This is a genomic window from Streptomyces inhibens, assembly GCF_022221585.1.
Classification (GTDB): Bacteria; Actinomycetota; Actinomycetes; order Streptomycetales; family Streptomycetaceae; genus Streptomyces; species Streptomyces inhibens.
In genome coordinates, this window is record NZ_CP084681.1 from 133,018 (window position 1) to 149,877 (window position 16,860).

15 protein-coding genes and 1 pseudogene are annotated in these 16,860 nt (G+C 69.7%); 6 read left to right on the top strand and 10 right to left on the bottom strand.

Features of this window, described 5'->3' with window-relative positions:
• Nucleotides 1-6: 6 nt before the first annotated feature.
• Complete coding sequence (locus KI385_RS00645) at nt 7-897, bottom strand: aKG-HExxH-type peptide beta-hydroxylase (RefSeq protein WP_238570286.1); 891 nt, start codon at nt 895-897, stop codon at nt 7-9.
• Nucleotides 898-1,508: 611 nt separating this feature from the next.
• Here KI385_RS00645 and KI385_RS00650 point away from each other — a divergent pair.
• From KI385_RS00650 to KI385_RS00660, 3 genes are read left to right on the top strand one after another with little or no spacing between them, the layout of a single operon-like run.
• Nucleotides 1,509-2,651, top strand: a complete 1,143-nt coding sequence (locus KI385_RS00650) for a glycosyltransferase family 4 protein (RefSeq protein WP_238570287.1) — start codon at nt 1,509-1,511, stop codon at nt 2,649-2,651.
• Entirely contained in the window at nt 2,651-3,595 is a 945-nt protein-coding gene (locus tag KI385_RS00655; RefSeq protein ID WP_238570288.1) for an NAD-dependent epimerase/dehydratase family protein, read from the top strand. Before KI385_RS00650 ends, KI385_RS00655 begins: the two co-directional genes overlap by 1 nt.
• Nucleotides 3,588-4,163, top strand: a complete 576-nt coding sequence (locus KI385_RS00660) for a sulfotransferase family protein (RefSeq protein WP_238570289.1) — start codon at nt 3,588-3,590, stop codon at nt 4,161-4,163. The genes KI385_RS00655 and KI385_RS00660 overlap by 8 nt, the downstream gene beginning before the upstream one ends.
• A gap of 246 nt (nt 4,164-4,409) precedes the next feature.
• On the opposite strand, the gene KI385_RS00665 is transcribed toward KI385_RS00660, so the two are convergent.
• Both KI385_RS00665 and KI385_RS00670 read right to left on the bottom strand, forming a co-directional pair.
• Nucleotides 4,410-4,691, bottom strand: a complete 282-nt coding sequence (locus tag KI385_RS00665) for a hypothetical protein (RefSeq protein ID WP_238570290.1) — start codon at nt 4,689-4,691, stop codon at nt 4,410-4,412.
• Between the two features lie 80 nt (nt 4,692-4,771).
• Nucleotides 4,772-5,683, bottom strand: coding sequence for an EamA family transporter (locus tag KI385_RS00670; RefSeq protein ID WP_425357053.1), 912 nt, complete (start codon nt 5,681-5,683; stop codon nt 4,772-4,774).
• Nucleotides 5,684-5,835: 152 nt separating this feature from the next.
• On the opposite strand from KI385_RS00670, the gene KI385_RS00675 reads away from it, so the two are divergent.
• Entirely contained in the window at nt 5,836-6,705 is an 870-nt protein-coding gene (locus tag KI385_RS00675; RefSeq protein WP_238570292.1) for a LysR family transcriptional regulator, read from the top strand.
• Nucleotides 6,706-6,920: 215 nt separating this feature from the next.
• Here KI385_RS00675 and KI385_RS00680 read toward each other — a convergent pair whose 3' ends face one another.
• The 4 genes from KI385_RS00680 to KI385_RS00695 form a co-directional block, all read right to left on the bottom strand.
• Nucleotides 6,921-7,745 carry a sulfotransferase domain-containing protein gene (locus KI385_RS00680; RefSeq protein ID WP_238570293.1) on the bottom strand — a complete coding sequence of 275 codons (825 nt, stop codon included), beginning with the start codon at nt 7,743-7,745 and terminating at the stop codon, nt 6,921-6,923.
• 130 nt (nt 7,746-7,875) lie between these two features.
• A complete protein-coding gene (locus tag KI385_RS00685) occupies nt 7,876-8,505 on the bottom strand; it encodes an aldo/keto reductase (RefSeq protein ID WP_238570294.1) in 630 nt (209 codons plus the stop codon).
• 274 nt (nt 8,506-8,779) lie between these two features.
• On the bottom strand, nt 8,780-10,018 hold the full coding sequence (locus tag KI385_RS00690; RefSeq protein ID WP_238570295.1) for a PP2C family protein-serine/threonine phosphatase: 1,239 nt from the start codon (nt 10,016-10,018) through the stop codon (nt 8,780-8,782).
• Nucleotides 10,019-10,698: 680 nt separating this feature from the next.
• A complete protein-coding gene (locus KI385_RS00695; protein ID WP_238570296.1) occupies nt 10,699-11,190 on the bottom strand; it encodes a cupin domain-containing protein in 492 nt (163 codons plus the stop codon).
• A 389-nt stretch (nt 11,191-11,579) separates the two neighbouring features.
• On the opposite strand from KI385_RS00695, the gene KI385_RS00700 reads away from it, so the two are divergent.
• The gene (locus KI385_RS00700; protein WP_238570297.1) at nt 11,580-12,065 is read left to right on the top strand and encodes a DUF5959 family protein; all 486 of its coding nucleotides are present in this window, start codon (nt 11,580-11,582) and stop codon (nt 12,063-12,065) included.
• A 1,092-nt stretch (nt 12,066-13,157) separates the two neighbouring features.
• On the opposite strand, the gene KI385_RS00705 is transcribed toward KI385_RS00700, so the two are convergent.
• On the bottom strand, nt 13,158-14,081 hold the full coding sequence (locus KI385_RS00705; protein WP_238570298.1) for an LLM class F420-dependent oxidoreductase: 924 nt from the start codon (nt 14,079-14,081) through the stop codon (nt 13,158-13,160).
• Between the two features lie 374 nt (nt 14,082-14,455).
• On the opposite strand from KI385_RS00705, the gene KI385_RS00710 reads away from it, so the two are divergent.
• A complete protein-coding gene (locus tag KI385_RS00710) occupies nt 14,456-15,277 on the top strand; it encodes an APH(3'') family aminoglycoside O-phosphotransferase (RefSeq protein ID WP_238570299.1) in 822 nt (273 codons plus the stop codon).
• A 131-nt stretch (nt 15,278-15,408) separates the two neighbouring features.
• Here KI385_RS00710 and KI385_RS44135 read toward each other — a convergent pair.
• Both KI385_RS44135 and KI385_RS00720 read right to left on the bottom strand, forming a co-directional pair.
• Nucleotides 15,409-15,705, bottom strand: a pseudogene (locus tag KI385_RS44135) (transposase); the annotation flags it as partial.
• A 324-nt stretch (nt 15,706-16,029) separates the two neighbouring features.
• The gene (locus KI385_RS00720; RefSeq protein ID WP_238570300.1) at nt 16,030-16,761 is read right to left on the bottom strand and encodes a DUF998 domain-containing protein; all 732 of its coding nucleotides are present in this window, start codon (nt 16,759-16,761) and stop codon (nt 16,030-16,032) included.
• Nucleotides 16,762-16,860: the final 99 nt, after the last annotated feature.

A 16,860-nucleotide genomic window follows, 5' to 3' on the forward strand; every position in this document is an offset into this window, starting at 1 on the left:
TGGTGGTCAGACGGCGGTCGGGCGCAGGAGTGCGTCGCACTCCCCCAGGACGGCGAGTCCGTGCTCGGTGAGCGTGGCCGAGTGCTGCCGCAGTGTGCCGATTGCCTGTCGGGCACCGTCCGACAAGCGGTCATGGCGTGCCGTCAGAGCGGCGGTGGCGGTGCTCTCCGTGTTCAGCAGGCGTCGGTACAGCGCCGTACAGCGGACCAGCACAACCGCCTGCTGGAAGAGCCCCGCGAGGGGGCGCGGATCGGACCGCAGCGGGGTTCGGACGAGATCGGCACCGCCGGCCGCGGGGGTGAGGAACGGGTTGCTCAACTGGGCGGCGTTGCAGCGGGTATGGGTGCCCTCGTGGACCAGCGCCTCGGCGAACCGGACCGGGCCGGGCAGGCCGAGGGGGCTCGCACCCAGTCGGGCGCGGTTGATGTAGAGGGCGCCGTGGGTGGCGAAGTCGGTGAAGCCGTCGATCGCCCGGCCCTCCAACAGAGCCACCTGCGCCACACAAACACGCAGTTCAGCAAGCATCTCCGGCCAGGCAGCAGCAAGCGCGGCACGGCAACGGTCCAATATGGCATGGTCGGCACGCTGCCAGCCGGTCAGCTGCGACCCGCCCGTGGCTTCGGCGCCGTCGGGCCGCGTGGCCAGGGCACGTGCCACCGACCGAGCCAGATAGGGCGCGGGTCCGACGGGCTCCAGCGGCTCACGCGTGGCGGTGTTCTGGCTCTCCGTCATCTCCACTCGAAGCCCGGCCTGGACGGCGAAGGCGGCGGCCACGATCACAGGACCCGCCGCTGCGGCGGTCCGGACCCCGGCTGCCGCCAACACACCCTGCGCCACCCGCCGTACGGCCTCTTCGTCACGGGTGGCCTCAAGCGCATCGGGTGCTACCCGCAGCACCGGTTCACCTCCACCGAGTTCACACTCCACCTCTGGGATCGGGACCTCTGAGGATCGGACCTTCGATCGGACCATCGAGGACCGGACCTCTGGCTCGGGAACGAGCGCGGCGGGTAGCCGGCGGCCGACCTGGATCAGTCCTGGTCCGGAAAGTCGACCATGAGTGCGTAGTCGGGGAGCTCCTCGGTGACCTGCTCGATGTCCTCGTGCTCCATGTCAGTCCTTCCGTCTCTGGTCGCGCACCTCAACGAGCGTCAACTGACGCCCAGGCCGAACGTACGGTGGCCCCGATCGGCAGGCCATACGTGCGTCGAGCTGTCGTACGGAAACCGGACGCCGGCGGTCTCCCGTGCGCCGGAAGCCCTGGAGCGGGCCACAGGACAGGCGCACCGTCGGCCGGTTCGCCGCTGGGTGGGAGACGCCCGGGCCGGGCGGGAGTGGTGGGACACCAGTGACTCCTGGATCTGGCTGATATCGGCACCGGGCCGAGCGGCCATGCGCCGTTGTGCGCCCCGACGTGCCACCGGCCGCTCGGGAGGCCCTGTTGTGGTCGAAGGGGGTGCTGGGAAGCATGGGCGCCCGTCACCACGACGCCCGGAGGTCCATCAGCCATGCGGATCGCCTATCTGCACAGCGGCAGCATCCCCTCCGTCTACGCCAACGGCGTGCACGTCATGCGGATGTGCGACGCGCTCACCGACGCGGGCCACGAGGTCGTGCTCCACGCCCTGGCCGGTACCGCCCCCGCCGACGACATCCACGCCTATTACGGCACCCGCAATCGCTTCGAGGTGCGCACCCTGGCGCACCCGGCGGTGCCGGGGCTGGGCAGGTGGATCCGGGTATGGCGGGTCCGGGCCGAGCTCCGCCGCCGTGGTGTGCCCGATCTGCTGTACGGACGGGACCCGTATACGCTGCTCGCCTGCTCGGATCTGGCCCCGGTGGCGTACGAGACACACCTGCTGTGGCCCAGGTGGGGCGTGCGGGCGGTGGAACGGTTGCTGCTGCGCAGACGGAACCTGCGCCGGGTGGTGTTCGTGTCCCAGGCGCTCGCCGACGACTACCGCGCGGCCTTCCCGGAGCTCACCGCTCTCCGGCACGCCGACCTGGTCACCGCCCACGACTGCGCCGATCCGGTGCCGGCCGACGGCCCGGTGGCCCCCTTGCCCGGCCGGGAGGGGGCCTTGCGGATCGGCTACATCGGGCACCTCTACCCCGGCCGGGGCACTGACGTCATCCTGGAGCTCGCCGAGCACCTACCCGACGCCGATTTCCATCTGGTCGGCGGCACCGCGACGGACCGCGCACACTGGCAGGGCCGCTGCCGGCAGCCCAACGTGTACTTCCACGGCCATCACCCTCCTGCCGAACTCGCCCCCTTTTACCGGGCGTTCGACATCGTCCTGGCGCCGTACCAGCGGCGGGCGTACTGCGTCGGAGGCGTCGGCGAGATCAGCCGCTGGGTGTCACCGATGAAGCTGTTCGAGTACATGTCGTACGGCAAGGCCGTCATCGCCTCGGACCTGCCCGTGCTGCGGGAGGTGCTGGCCGACGGGGTCAACTGCCTGCTCTGCCCGCCCGACTCCGTTGCGGACTGGGCGAAGGCGGTCAAACGGCTGGCCGAAGACACGTCCCTGCGTGAGGCCCTGGGCGCCGAGGCCCGGCGGCAGCTGACCGAGCGGTACACCTGGCGGGCTCGCGCGGACCGGATACTGCCCGCTGTCCAGGCAGCCGCCGGGCCGGGGAGCCGCTGATGCGGGCGGTGGTGACCGGCGCGGCCGGGTTCATCGGCTCCCATCTGTGCGCGCACCTGCTGGGCGCCGGAGACACCGTCGTCGGCCTCGACGCACTCACCGACTACTACGACCCGGCCCTCAAATCGCGCAACCTGAGCGAGCTGGTGCCCCACCCGGCCTTCATCTGGCACCGGGCCGATCTGCTGGAGGCCGACCTCGGCCCCCTCCTCGACGGGGCGGAGGTCATCTACCACCTGGCCGGCCAGCCAGGCGTCCGCCCGTCCTGGGGACCGGAGTTCACCCGCTACGCCGACCGCAACCTGCTCGCCACCCAGGCTCTGGTCGAGGCCGCCCGGCACCTCCGGCTGCGCAAATTCGTCTACGCCTCCAGTTCCTCGGTGTACGGCAACGCGCCGACCTTCCTCACCCCCGAGACGGTCTGCCCCCGGCCCGTCTCGCCGTACGGGGTCACCAAGCTGGCGGCCGAGCACGTATGCGAGCTGTACCGCATCTCCTACGGACTGCCCAGCGTCTCGCTGCGGCTGTTCACGGTCTACGGCCCCCGGCAGCGCCCCGACATGGCCTTCGCCCGCCTGATCGATGCCGCGCTGACCGGCGAGCCGTTCCCGCTGTACGGCGACGGCGAGCAGACCCGCGACTTCACCTATGTGCGGGACGTGGTCACCGCCATGCGCGCCGCGGCCTGTGCCGGCTTCACCGGCGTGGCCAACCTCGGCGGCGGCTGCCCGGTCTCGATGAAGCAGGCGGTCGCGACGGTCGAGCAGCTGGTCGGGCCGGTCACCCTCGAACCACGGCCGGGCGGTCCCGGCGAGGCGCGGCACACCGGGGCCGACATCACGCTGGCCGCCCGCGAGTTCGGCTATCGTCCACGGACGGACCTGTACGACGGGCTGGCCGCGATGGTCCGGCACACGACGGCCTGGAGGTGCCTGGATGGCTGACGGCCGGCCCCTCCGGCCGAAGGTCTTCGGCCTGGGGCTGTCCCGCACCGGTACCCGCTCCCTCACCACCGCCCTGCACACCCTGGGCTTCGACGTCGCGCACTACCCGTGCGATCCGGGTACCTACCAGGCCCTGGTGGACGGCACGGCGCGCTTCCCGCTGCTTGCGGAGCGCGACGGGATCACCGACATCACCGTCGCGCCCTACTACGAGGAGCTCGATCTCGCCTGGCCCGGCGCCAAGTTCATCCTGACGGTCCGTGAGGAGCGGAGCTGGCTGCGCTCCTGCGCGTACCACTGGGAACGCCCTATCGCGAGCAAGGCCGACCCGGACTCGCTCTACGTTCAGCTCCAGCGCTTCCTGCGGGCCGCCGTCTACGGGTGCCACGAGTTCGACGCCGCTCGTTTCGCCCGGGTCCACCGCCGGCACGTCGAGCAGGTGCGGCGCTACTTCGACGGCCGGGAGGGCGACTTGCTGATCCTCGACATCGTCGGCGGCCAGGGGTACGAGCGTCTTGCCCCCTTCCTCGGCGTGCCGATCCCCGACGAGCCGTTCCCCCGTTTTTGATCTGCCAAGTCCAGGTCCATCGCCCGTGGGTATTCCTTCACCCAGGGGCCTGCCGGGCACCGGTGCGGCCGGCCGCCGGCATGTATCGCAGGCCCCGTTCCTGCGCCAGTGTGCTTCCGTCACCTGGGCGCCCCGCCGGACCGGCACGCCGTGGACCAGGTCAGCCTCACCCTGCGCAGCGGCGAACTCATCGCACTGGTAGAACGGCTCCGGCAAGACCACCCTCGCCCGCCTGCTCACCAGCCTCTATCTGCCCACCGGCGGCACGGTCAGCTGGGGCCGCTTCAAGACACTCGCCACCGGCTGCATCGCACTCTTCGTCACCCACAATCTCACCAACACCGCATCGCCGACCGCATCATCGTCCTGAACCAGGGCCGCATCGAGGACGAGGGAACCTTCGACGGACTGCTCCACCGCGGCGGGCTCTTCGCCGAGCTCTACCGGTTGTCCCAGCACCGTTAGGCGGGTCGTACGGATCACGTAGGACCCGCGATTCCGCGAGCGATTCCAGGTGACCATGAGCATCGGATGAGCATTTCCATGTGGTCATGGGCACTGGTGACGTTCAGAGTGACGATGACCGCGATGTATGCCCCCGCGCGGAATTACTCGTGCCGCAAGGGCCCGTACCGCTCGACGTCCGCGTGCGGCACAGCGGGGTCGGGCCGGGCGTCGGCGAAGTCGTCGGCGTTCACGCCAGCCTTCCACCGCGAGCGGTTGGCGGCGGTTCCCACGGCGACGGCGTTCGCGGCGACGATCGCGGTGATGGCCAGCCACGACGCCAGGTCGAGGTGCTGGCCGAGGACGAACAGGCCGATCAAGGCTGCGAACACCGGGTTGACGCTCATGAAGATCCCGAAGAAGCGCGCGGGGACCCGGCGCAGCGCGAGCAGGTCGGCGAGGAACGGCACCGCGGACGACAGCACGCCGGCGGCCAGCGCACACAGCAGGGCGCCGGCGGTGGGCCGGTGGAGCCACAGGACGGCGGCGCCGACGGGAAGATAGAGCAGGCCGGAGACGGCCGCGGCGGCGGCCGATCCCTGCAAGCCGGGCAGGCGCTCGCCCACGGTGCGGTTGAGCAGTATGTAGCAGCCCCAGCAGATGGCGGCGAGCAGCGCCAGGCCGATGCCGAGGTAGTCGGTGCTGGGCCGCGGGCGGGTCAGGACCACCACGGCCGCCGCGGCGGCCAGCGCGCAGCCCAGGTCGGTACGGCGGCGGGAGCTCACCAGCGCCACGGTGAGCGGACCGAGGAACTCCAGGGTGACCGCGAGACCGAGTCCGATCCGGTCGATCGCCGTGTACAGCGTGAGGTTCATCGTCGCGAACACCGCGGCCAGCCCCAGCACCGGACGCCACTGCGCGGCGGTGAACGAGCGCAGCTTGGGCCGGCCGGCGCTCAGCAGCACCACGGCGGCCACCCACTGGCGCACCGCCACCACTCCCATCGGCCCGAGGACCGGGAAGGCGAGCGCGGCGACCGACGCCCCGATCTGATTGGACAGACCACTGCCCAGCATCAGCGCCAGTCCGGGCCACCGGGGCGAAACCGCCCTGTATGTGGCGGCCGCCGCCGTATTCTCTGCGCGAACTTCGATTGCCATGGCACGACCGTCCGCCAAGCCACCACATACGCAAAATGCATCCGACGCGCCATCTATACGATGGACGCATGGATGGTCGTACAGAGCTGGAGCTGCGGCACTTGCGCTGCCTGATCGCGATCGTCGACACCGGCAGCTTCACCGACGCAGCGATCGAGCTGGGCGTCTCCCAGGCGGCAGTCTCCCGCACACTGCTCGCGCTGGAACGGATCCTCGGTGTACGGCTGCTGCACCGCACCAGCCGCACCGTCACCCCCACCACCGCCGGCGTGCAGGTCCTCGCCCGCGCCCGCCATCTGCTCGCCGATGCGGACGAACTGGTCCACCAGGCCACCACCGGCCACACCCGGCTGCGGATCGGCCACGCCTGGTCCGCGATGGGCCGCCACACCGCCGAGTTCCAGCGCCGCTGGCACGACCGCTACCCGGACGTCGAACTCCATCTGATCCGCCACAACACCCCCACCGGCGGCCTCGCCGAGGGACTGTGCGACATGGCCGTCGTCCGCACCACCATCGACACCCGCCGCTGCGCCCACGCCCTCGTCGGCCACGAGCGCCGCTGTCTCGCCCTCGCCTCCGACGACCCATGGGCCAAGCGCCGCAGCATCCGCCTGACGGAGATCCGCGACCGCACGCTCGTGGTGGACCGCCGCACCGGCACCACCACCCTGGACCTGTGGCCCCAAGGCGCCCGCCCCGCCGTGGAGTACACCCACGACATCGACGACTGGCTCGCCGCCATCGCCACCGGCCGCTGCGTCGGCGTCACCCCGCAGGCAACCGCCACCCAGTACCGCCGCGACGGCATCACCTACCGCCCCCTCCGCGATGGCGAGCCCGTCCCCGTCCACCTCATCTGGCGACGGCACGACCCCCACCCCGCCACCCACGCCGCCGTCGCCCTGCTCACCGACCTCTACCGCGAAGGCGGCTGACGCCCGAGCACCCGGCAGGCGCATACACCGGCCGACCCACTGGCTGCACGGCCAAGGAGGCAACCGACACGGAACCGATGGGGTCTCCCCCGCTCAAGCGAAGCCGAGAGCCGGGGAAGGAGTGACGACAACGCCGTGGGGGTCTCTCTGGTCCCGAGAGACCTTGGGCGTGCGTGCCAGCCCCCGCGAGCCCCGCATGATCCGAAAGACAGGCCCTAGCCGGCCAGGTCAGCGGCCAACGCCAGCGGTTGCCAGTCCGGCACCAGCCGGCCGGCGATCTGCGCATCGGCCCACGCGATCTGCTGGCGGGTCAGGTAGTCGCGGTAGCCGCCGATGATCCCGCGCCGGGTCTTGTACGACTCGCGGTCGTCCGGGCTTCCGGGACGCAGCTTTTCCGAGTGAAAGGCGTCGGCAAGCTCCATGGCACGCATCCGGTCGAAACTGCCGAACTCCACCGCCTGACGCAGCGTCCCGGCGGCGGGACTCGGCAGACCGCAGAACTCCAGGACCCGAGCCAGCTCTGCGGCGGTGTCCGCGGCCAGCCGCTCGTAGGAGGTCAGCAGGAAGCCCTCGGGAACGCCGCGGCTGGCATGCCAGATGTTCCAGAACTCGACGCAGGTGCGAAGACTGCCCTCGTCGGCCGCCAGGAAGTCGCCCAGCTCTCCCTCGTACGGGTTGCCCGGTCGCCGGGTGCGCTGGAAGTAGTGCGAGACGATCGTGTCCCGAAGATCCCTGGTGAGGAAGACGACCTTGCGGCCGCGGTACCAGCTCTTGTCCCTGGAGAGCTCGGCCGGGGAGCGCCAGGCGACCCGGTCGTCGTGCCAGAAGGTGATCCGCGGAATGCGCGGCTCGACCTCGGAGAACGCGGTGAGCCGCAGGTCCTCGCACAGTTCCATCGGCAGCCCCCACTCGGCCGAGATGGCCTTCGCCATCATGACCCGCAGCCAGGTGCGACCACACTTGGGAAAGGAGATGACAACGACCTCGGCAGAGTCCGCAGCGTCCCAGGAGCCGTGCTGGGGCGGGGTGGGGATCGTCATGCCCGCCAGTGTGCGCAGGCATCGGGCGACACACAACAGCGCACCATGGCCGCCCGGGTCCGTTCAAGATTCACTCTCGGACAGCCACGACCGATGCGTGCGAACGCGGGGCCCGTTGGTGGTCGGATTCTTAGGCTGACGCCCCGCCCTGGTGGAGGCGGTCCAGTACGGCCAGTTCGTCCTGGGTAAGGCGCAGTGTGTCGGCCGCCACGTTTGCGACCAGGTGATCCGGGTTGCCGGTACCCGGGATGGCCAGCACATGTGGCCCACGATGCAGGGTCCACGCCAGTCGCACCTGCGCCGCGCTCGCCTCATGTGCCCGCGCGACGGCGAGCAACTCGTCCGGCGATGGCGTAGAACGGCACGAACGCAACACCCTGCGCAGGTTCTCCTCCAGCTGAGCGCGCAGCTGCTGCGAGGTGGCATGTGGCAACCACTCACCCGACGGGTCGCGGCCCGGCCCGACCTTGGTGGTGATGACGAGATCATCCGGATAGGGGGCCAGTGCGCGGTTGATCAGTTCGTTGGCGGATCGCCGCGGCGAGAAGTAGAACGCGGCCGTGTCGATGTGGTTCACACCGAGCTCAACGGCACGGCGCAGCACGCTGATTGCCCGGCCACGATCGCTCGGAGCGGCATCGGCCGCGAACGCCTCGCCGTTCTGCGTCAGACGCATCGCGCCGAAACCGATCCGGTTGATCTCCAAGTCGCCGATTTTCCAAGTACCTGATGCAGCGGCAGTGATCGCCTCTGAGGTCATGCTCGGGATGAGCTCCCCCGCTTTAGGCTGAGGGCCATTGATCAAGACATAGCGAGATCAGCAGTAGCCCCGCTGAGATGATCACCAGGACGAGCCGGCGCCGTGCCTTACGGTTCCCCGGGCATCGGCGAAGCGATGCCACACCAGCCGCCCTCCACGACCCGTGGCTGCCGTAGTCACATCCGCCGAGGAACCCACAGCGGAGTACGCCCGGCCCGGCAGGCCTCCGTCGTTCCCCTGTGGTCGCCAGACTTCGACCGAGTGGGTACCTGCGTCACAGTCGGACGATGATCAGGGCGATGTCGTCACGGGCGCCGCCGGCGAGGCCGAGGTGGGCCAGCAGGGCGTCGGCCAGGCGTTCCGGGCTGAGGGCGATGTAGCGGCCCAGGGCGTCGGTCAGGCGGGCCAGACCTGCTTCGATGTCCTCACTGCGGCGTTCGATCAGCCCGTCCGTGTAGAGCACGAGGGTGTCCCCGGGGCGGTACGCGTGACCGGCCTGGGGGCGGGGGACGTGCTGGGGCCGGGCGCCCAGCGGCGGGTCGGTGGCCTGGTCCAGCAGCTCAAAGCTGCCGTCCGGGTGAACCAGGACCGGTGGCGGGTGGCCGGCGTTGCTGTAGATGATCAAGCGGCTGCGGGGGTCCACCATCGCTTTGACGGCGGTGGTGTTCAGTGCGCCCTCGACCGACCGGGCGTACAGGCCCAGCACTTCCAGTGCCTGGGCAGGCCGCTCCAGAGCGCGGATGGCGGCGCTCAGGGCGCTGCGGAGCATCCCCATGACGGCGGCCGCCTCCAGGCCGTGGCCGACGACGTCGCCGACCGCCACCGCGAAGCGGCCGTCCGGCAGGTCGACCATGTCGTACCAGTCGCCGCACACGTTCAGCGATCCCGTGGCGGGCAGGTAGCGCACCGCGACGTCCCGGTGCCGAGCCAGGTCCGGTGCCTGGAGCATGGCCTCCTGGAGGGTGACGGCCACCTGGCGCTCGCGGGTATGGGCCTGCCGCAGCTCCTCGTTCAGCCGCTGCAGCTCGCGCGCACGCGCGTACAGCTCGGCCTCCAGGGCTTCGCGCTCGGTGAGCTGCTTGGCCGGCAGCTGACCACCTGCGACGTGGGCCTGCACGAACGCGGTCACGTCCTCCACCCGGTGGATGATCCACGCCACCGTCCCGTCCGGTCCGAGGATCGGCGTGTTGACCGGTGACCACCACCGCTCCTCGAACGCCCCGGGCCGGCCCATGAGGGGGATGTCGTACTTCTGCAGAGCCATCGTGTCGGGCTCCCGCGAGGTCAGGACCCGGTGCAGCGAGGCGTTCAGGTTCCGCACCCCGTCGGCCTCGGGGTCGGCGGGGTTGTCCGGGAAGGCGTCGAAGACGTGCTGCCCGATCAGGTCTTGCCTGGTCCGCCGGGTTGCGTCGAGGTATGCCTGATTGACCTCCACGATCGCCAGGTCCGGCCCCAGCACCAGGTAGGGACTCGGCGTGGCGGCGAACAGCGCCGCGTAATCGATCTCTGACACCGTCCCGTCTCCCTGCCTGTCCCTCCACTGCCGGTCCGCCCCGCCCCCTCACGCTACGGTCCACTCAGCGCAGACGCCCGCTACGACAGCGCCGGCCGCATCACTCCTCCTTGGCAGCACCGGGTGGGTGCAGCGGCCGAAGCCCCGCGCGGGTCCGGCAGGGAGGGGCCGGCGGGGACGAGTCGCATGGCGGCGGACAGGGCCGTCGGAATGCGATCACTGCTGGTCGGAGCTGGCTCCAGCCAGGTGACCGGGGTGGCGGGTGGCGGCGGTGTGCCCCCCTCGTACGCCCCTGCGGCAAAGCGCTGGTCATCGCTTTGCCGGCCAACGCTGTCCAGGCCGGCTGTCGTGGAGTAGCCCGCGATGCGCTCTCCCGGCGGGCACCGGAGGGTGGCGGGACAGAGACCCGGTCGCCCGGGAGCAGGGCCTGGGCCACCGCCGGGCTGCCCGAGGACGTACGCGGAACGGGTCCGAGGCCAGCTCAAGCGGTTCGGCACCCGGCACACCGCCCCCGCGCCGCGGCCGCCTGTTCCACCCTGCCGGTGAGCCCGCCCATCGGCGCGGACCACCCCGCATGCACCCTGAGAAGGGCATCCGCTGGGGCGGCAGCCCCTTCATCCGGTCGGCCTGAACGCGAGCCCGGTGCACGCGCCCGGTCACAAGCCTGCCCAGCGGACGGACTACTGCGGTGTGTCCGAGGCAGTCTGATAGGAACTCGTCCGGTAACGGCTGCGGAACTCGGCCAGGAGCTCATCGGTCGCCTCGGCCCCGGCGCTCACGGCGGCGTGGACGTCGCGGAAGTAGTTCTCGTAGCCGGCGGGAGTGTAGAGACACAGGGCGCGTACGGGTATCAGACCCGCATTGCGGAAGCCGTGCGGCGTGCCGCGGGTGGCGGCGAGCAGATGCCCGGGGCCGGCCGTCACCTCGCCGTCTCCGGTGTGGAGCGTCAGCTGGCCCTCGAGGACATAGAAGTACTCGTCGTGTCCATCGTGCACGTGTGGCCTGGCGCCAATGGTGCCGGGGGCGAGGTTGAACTCCTCGAAGGCGAAGTGCCCGCCTGTGTGCTCACCGGTGAGCCGGAAAAAGTGCTCGACACCGGCGACGTCGATGAGTTCACCGTCCTGGGGACGGCGCAGCAGAGGACGGGCGGGGGTGGGGGTCTGATCAGTCATGACTGCATTGTGGCCTAGGCCCTGTCTTCCTCGTCCGACGCGGCGGGTTCCCCTGCGCCGGCCCGGAGTTGGGACCCTCCCCGTACGAAGGAGAGCCCAGAGCCCAGAGCCCGCGACAGCGCCGCCGTGTGGTTCGCCCAGGGCAACCGCGCCATTCTCCGGATCAACCCATCCGGAACTCCTTGATTCCAGGACGGCTTGGCCGCGACGGCCCGCCACGGCTGCTGCCCGGTGATGGTGCCCAAGTCCGAGGATCCCGCCCTCCGCGCGGACATCGCCGCCCGCACCGTCCCGGACCACTGATCACGTCGTCGAATGTTTGCCGGGGGTCTCGTTCGTCCGCACGCACCCCATGAGAGAGGATGCACGCTACTCGCACCAGCTAGGCCATGCGGAGGGGCACTGTGGGAGAGCCGGAACCAGTCGACCTGATTCACCTGGCAGACGCAGACGGCGATCGCTGCATCGTCCGTGTCACTGGGCGTGATCAGCCCGGCATTCTGGCCGGTCATGACACCCTGCGCGCCGATGTCCTGGTGTCCACCAGCTTCCTCGACGCACGCCTGGAGCTCTACCTCTTCCAGCGGGATCTCTCCGCCTGGGAACACGAGCTCGAAGGGCTGGTACCGGGTGGCAACGCGGGAATCGGCGGCGGCCGGGGTCTGGAGCTCGGCATTCGACTCAACGAAGATCAGTCCGTGTGCGTGACGATCCACGACCCCGACCGGCTCTCCACATTTGTCTGGATCCAGCCACAGGACGACTGGATCCAGGACCACCGAGCCCGGTTGGACCGACTTCGGCAGGTCTGGCCAAGCGAGGTCATCGAGACCGCTCCCATGGTCTACGAGTGGAGTCCGGACCGTACGAACTGAGCACCTCAGGCACGGCCATCGGTGGTCAAGCCGCTACCTTCGTCGCCGACGACGGCCGCACTCCCATAAGCCGGACCAACTGGTCCGGCCGATGCCCCGAGTTCGAGTTCAGTGACGCCGCAGCCTTTCTCCCACACGTTCGTACCCCTCCCAGGGACGATGACGACCCCGCGGCGTGCCCACCGAAGTGGTAGCGACCGGGGGTGATCGCCTCTCAATCATTTGAAACCCCGTCGGGGTCGCCGTTCTGCCGGCACGCGTCGCCGTGATGGGCTATGGCCAGTCGTGCCGCAACGTGCAGCGAAGGAGGTGCCGGTTAGGGTCCTGGCATGGAAGTAGGGAATATCGCCACATGGGCCGGCGTAGGCGTCACATTGCTTATTTCGATTGGCGGCTGGCTCGACTCACGCAGGCAAATCCGGATTGGCAGGGAAGCCAACGAGATCAGCCACAAACAGGCGGAAGCGGCCGAGCGGCGAGCAATCGCAGTTGAGGACGCTCTCAGTACAGGGCTACGCCTCCTCGCAGAGCGATCTTCCGCCCGAGGGGCGGAGAAATCTGCAACGGATATGGCGGAGCAACCTGCATCGCCATCGACCGCGACGGAGCCACCCCCAACGGCCGATGGCAGCCGCGTGCATTGGAAGGTTGAACGCATTGAGAACATGAAGTACGGATTTGCGCTCTGCAATGTCGGATCAGTTCCCGCACTCCACGTCAAAATTGTCCCTGACCCAGGCCCTGGGTCGCCAGAGCCGGGCATCGCGCGAAACCTTCCTGAGAACGCGACAGTTCTCCCTCACGAGTGCGTGCACTTCGTGATGGCGCCGACGTTTACTCATCCCCGTCTCCGCGAAGTATTCGTCCAGTGGGACGGGCAAAATAGGCCGGTGCCCGTAGCGCTCCCGTCCGACTGATGGCACAACGACGCCCCGTCAGCCTCAGTGGTGACGCGACCTCTGTGCTGCGCCATTTCTAGAAGCGTGCAGTTGGGCGACGGCCACCGAGCTCCTTGGCGCCCCCGCTCCCACCCCGCCTGCTCACCGCCTCCGGGCCGATGACAGCCTTGTCGACGCCGTCCGGGGCAGGCGTTCAACCCGCCAGCTCCCCCAAGAGTGCCCAGGTACGGCGCCGGTCAACATCCCCGGCGACCTCGGTCCCCGAGAACACCACCTCCGTCGCCCCGGCATCCCGGTAGCGCCGCACCTCGGCGGCGACCTTCCTCTCATCGCCGATCACGGCCACGTCTGCGGCGCGTTTGCCGCCGGAGAGTTCGATGACCCGCGCGTAGGACGGGATCTGCTCGTAGAACGCGAGCTGTTCGGTGACCCTCTCGCGCACGGACTCGACGTCGTCGGTGACCACGCCGTGCACGAGCGCCACGATTCGGGGCGCAGGACGCCCGGCGGCCTCGGCCGCCGCGGTGACTGCCGGGACGATGTGCTCGTCCAGGGCGCGAGGCCCGGCGAGATAAGGCAGGATCCCGTCCGCCAGCTCACCACTGACACGCAGCGCCTGCGGGCCCATCGCGGCGACGAGCAGCGGCACCCCGGCCTCGGCGCCCGGCACGCGTGCGGGGATCGGCGTGGCCGCGGTGAGCAACTGGCCGTGGAAGTCGGCGGCGCCGGTCTCGGTCAACTGCCGTAGAGCGGTGAGGAATTCACGCAGGCGGGCGATGGGCCGTTCGTAGGGGATGCCGAAGCCCGCCTCGGTCAGGAGCTTGGTGCCGAGCGCGAGTCCGAGGTGGTAACGGCCGTGCGTGGCGGCTTGCGCGGTCTGGGCCTGGCTGGAGACGAGCAACGGGTGGCGTCCGAAGACGGGAATCGCGGAGGTGCCCACGTGCAGCCCGGGTACTTCACGTCCCACGATCGCCGCGAGCTGAGGCGAGTCGGCGCCGAAGGTCTGCCCGAACCAGGCGGACCGGAGGCCCGCGGCCGCGGCCTCCTCGGCGAGCCGTACGGTGGCGTCGATCTGGTTGTCGGCGTCGGTCGCGTTGAGTGCTACTCCCACAGTCATGTCAACGCAAACCAACGGCAGTTGGCCATGCATTCCGGCTCTTGTGTGACGACTTCTTGTCAGCTGTGTGTACGCGGCGGCTGTGCGTACGCGACGGCTGTGCGTACGCGACGGTCCGGTCGAGCGGTCAGCAGCCCACCCCAGGCGACACGGGGCGCTCGAAGAACGTCTCCAGCGACGCGGTCGTCGCCATCACCATGTGCGGCACAGCGGCCATCCGCCGCCGGCACGACGAGCCCATTCCGCACAGACACTGCGTCTCACCGCGCCAGGCCGTTTCGTTCGGATCACGCCCTGCCACACGCGGGGTCGTGGCAGGGGCGGGGATCCTACGGCCCCGAGCTGGGAATGCCGGGCTGGCTAGAGTTGCCGCTATGAGCGATCACTCCGCACCTCAGGCCGTATCGCCGGCGCTGCTCGGCATGGGTGGCGGCGACTGGCTGCCTGTCACCGCGGGCGAGTCGGGAGCCTCCGTCTTTCGCAGTGCGGGCGCCTCCCGGTATGCCAAGTGCGTACCCGCTGCGGACGCAGCCGACCTGATGGCCGAGCGCGACCGGATCTCATGGCTGAGCGGGCAGGGCGTACCGGGCCCCCGGGTGCTCGACTGGTACTCCGGTGACGCGGGCGCCTGCTTGGTGACCAGTGCCGTCTCCGGCATACCCGCTGATCAGGTGCCCGCTGAGGACCTGCGAGCCTCCTGGGAACGCATCGCGGACGCGGTCCGTCGGCTGCACGAGGTGCCCGTGTCGGAGTGCCCATTCCGCCGGGGCCTGGACGCCATGGTCGCCGTGGCACGCGACGTCGTGGCCCGTGACGCCGTGAACCCAGAGTTCCTCCCCGTAGAGCAGCAGCACATGCCCCCCACAGAGCTGCTGACCCTGCTCACCCGGCAGGTCCCTCGGCGACGGGATCAGGAGGTCGCCGACATGGTCATCTGCCACGGGGATCTGTGCCTGCCCAACATCATCCTCGATCCGCAGACCCTGGACGTGTCGGGCTTCATCGACCTGGGCCGCCTCGGGCTGGCCGACCGCTACGCCGACTTGGCACTGCTATTCGCCAACGCGCGAGAGACATGGACGGACGAGGAGCAGGCACAGGCCGCGGACGTGGCGTTCGCCGAGAGGTACGGCATCGCCCTGGACCACGACCGCCTGCGCTTCTACCTCCATCTCGACCCGCTCACCTGGGGTTAATCGGTTCGTATGGATCACCGGCGGACCAGAGGATTCCCAATGAAGTTGTCAAGCCTTCTTGGTGACTCGGTGTGAGTGGGTTGGCCCAGCGCGAGGAGACCCGGCGGTGAGGTGATTTCAAAGGTGCGCCCGTCGCGTATGAGAGCCCACAGAACATTCAGTCGGCGTCGTGCGAGAGCGATGACGGCCTGCTTGTGGTTCTTGCCCTCAGCCCTCTTGCGTTCGTAGAACGCCTTCGACGTGGGGCACGACCGAGCGGCCACCATTGATGACATGTAGAAGACCCGCAGCCGGTGTCGGCAGTAGCGACGAGGTCTGCGTATGTTGCCGCTGATCCGCCCGGAGTCCCTTGGGACCGGCGCCAGGCCGGCGACACCGGCGAGGCGGTCCGGGGAAACCCTCGAACAACTGCTGCCCGTGCAGGACGCCCACGCCCAGGCGCACGCCGACAGGTCGAACAGATCCCCAAGAGCGACCAGTCCCGGCAACCGCCTGACCTTCCCTTGCCGACCGCGCCAGGCGGCTCGACCCGATGACGGCGACGGACAACTGGAGCAGCCGCAGCCCCTCTTCATCGCAAGCCAGCACCGCGCAGAGGCACTCGCGCAGCGCCGTCCCGGCGTTTGCCGGGCCTGCCGGCACCGCCTGCGCTGGATCCGGACCACGGCGCCAGACGCCAACCGTGTCCCCGGCGAAGGGACCGGACCAACCTCCCTCCGGACCCTGCTGGGTCTGAAGGGCCTGCGGTCGCATCATGCCGCGTGGGAGCCACCAGGCTGTTCGTACCTGCCGGGAGCAGCTCGCCACAGGTGAAGTGCGAGCAGGACCTGCCAAGTCCAGCCCACCGTGAGCGCGATGCGCTGGATCAGGCCGCCCAGGTCGGCCAGGTCTCCAGCGGCGCTGTCGAAAGCGGCGCTGGACAGTCCCATGGTCACTGCGAAGGCGAAGCCCGTGACAGCTGAGTAGAGAGCCCACCCTCGCTCGCCCGAGCGGGCGAAGTACCGGGTGAATGCGAAGCAGGCGGCGGTCAGCGCAACGAAGCCGGCCAGCGACACGAGGTCGTGGAGGGCGCCATACGCGGTGGGGTTGGGCAACCGGTCGGGCGTTCCGGGAGGGTAGCCCCTGACCGGGTCGGCCAGGAAGATCCCGGCGCCGATCAGCCCGATCGCCCACAGCCCGATGAACATCGGCCCCCAGATCGAGCCCCCCGAGGGCCGGAGCGCACGCCGTAGCCCGACGGCGAACGCCAGCGCGAGAAGGCCCGCGACGATGAAGTTGAGCGTCTGCGTCCAGCCGTGATCACCAAGGGCCAGCGAACTGAGCGGATGACGCCACGCGTTGTAGTGGGCGCGCGTGGAGCCTTCAGCGAGGTAGGCGACAGTGAACAACGGACCGCCGGCCACCCCGCAGATCAGCAGCGGCCGCAATCCCGCTGAAGGGCCACGGCCGCTCATTCCCAGGCGTGATTGCACTCGGTCACTCATACCGTCAATGTAAGTTGACATGGCCGGGCTACGTCAACCGTGATTGACGATTCGTAGGAGCCTGATGCCTGACCAACCGCCAGCCGGGCCCAGATGAGT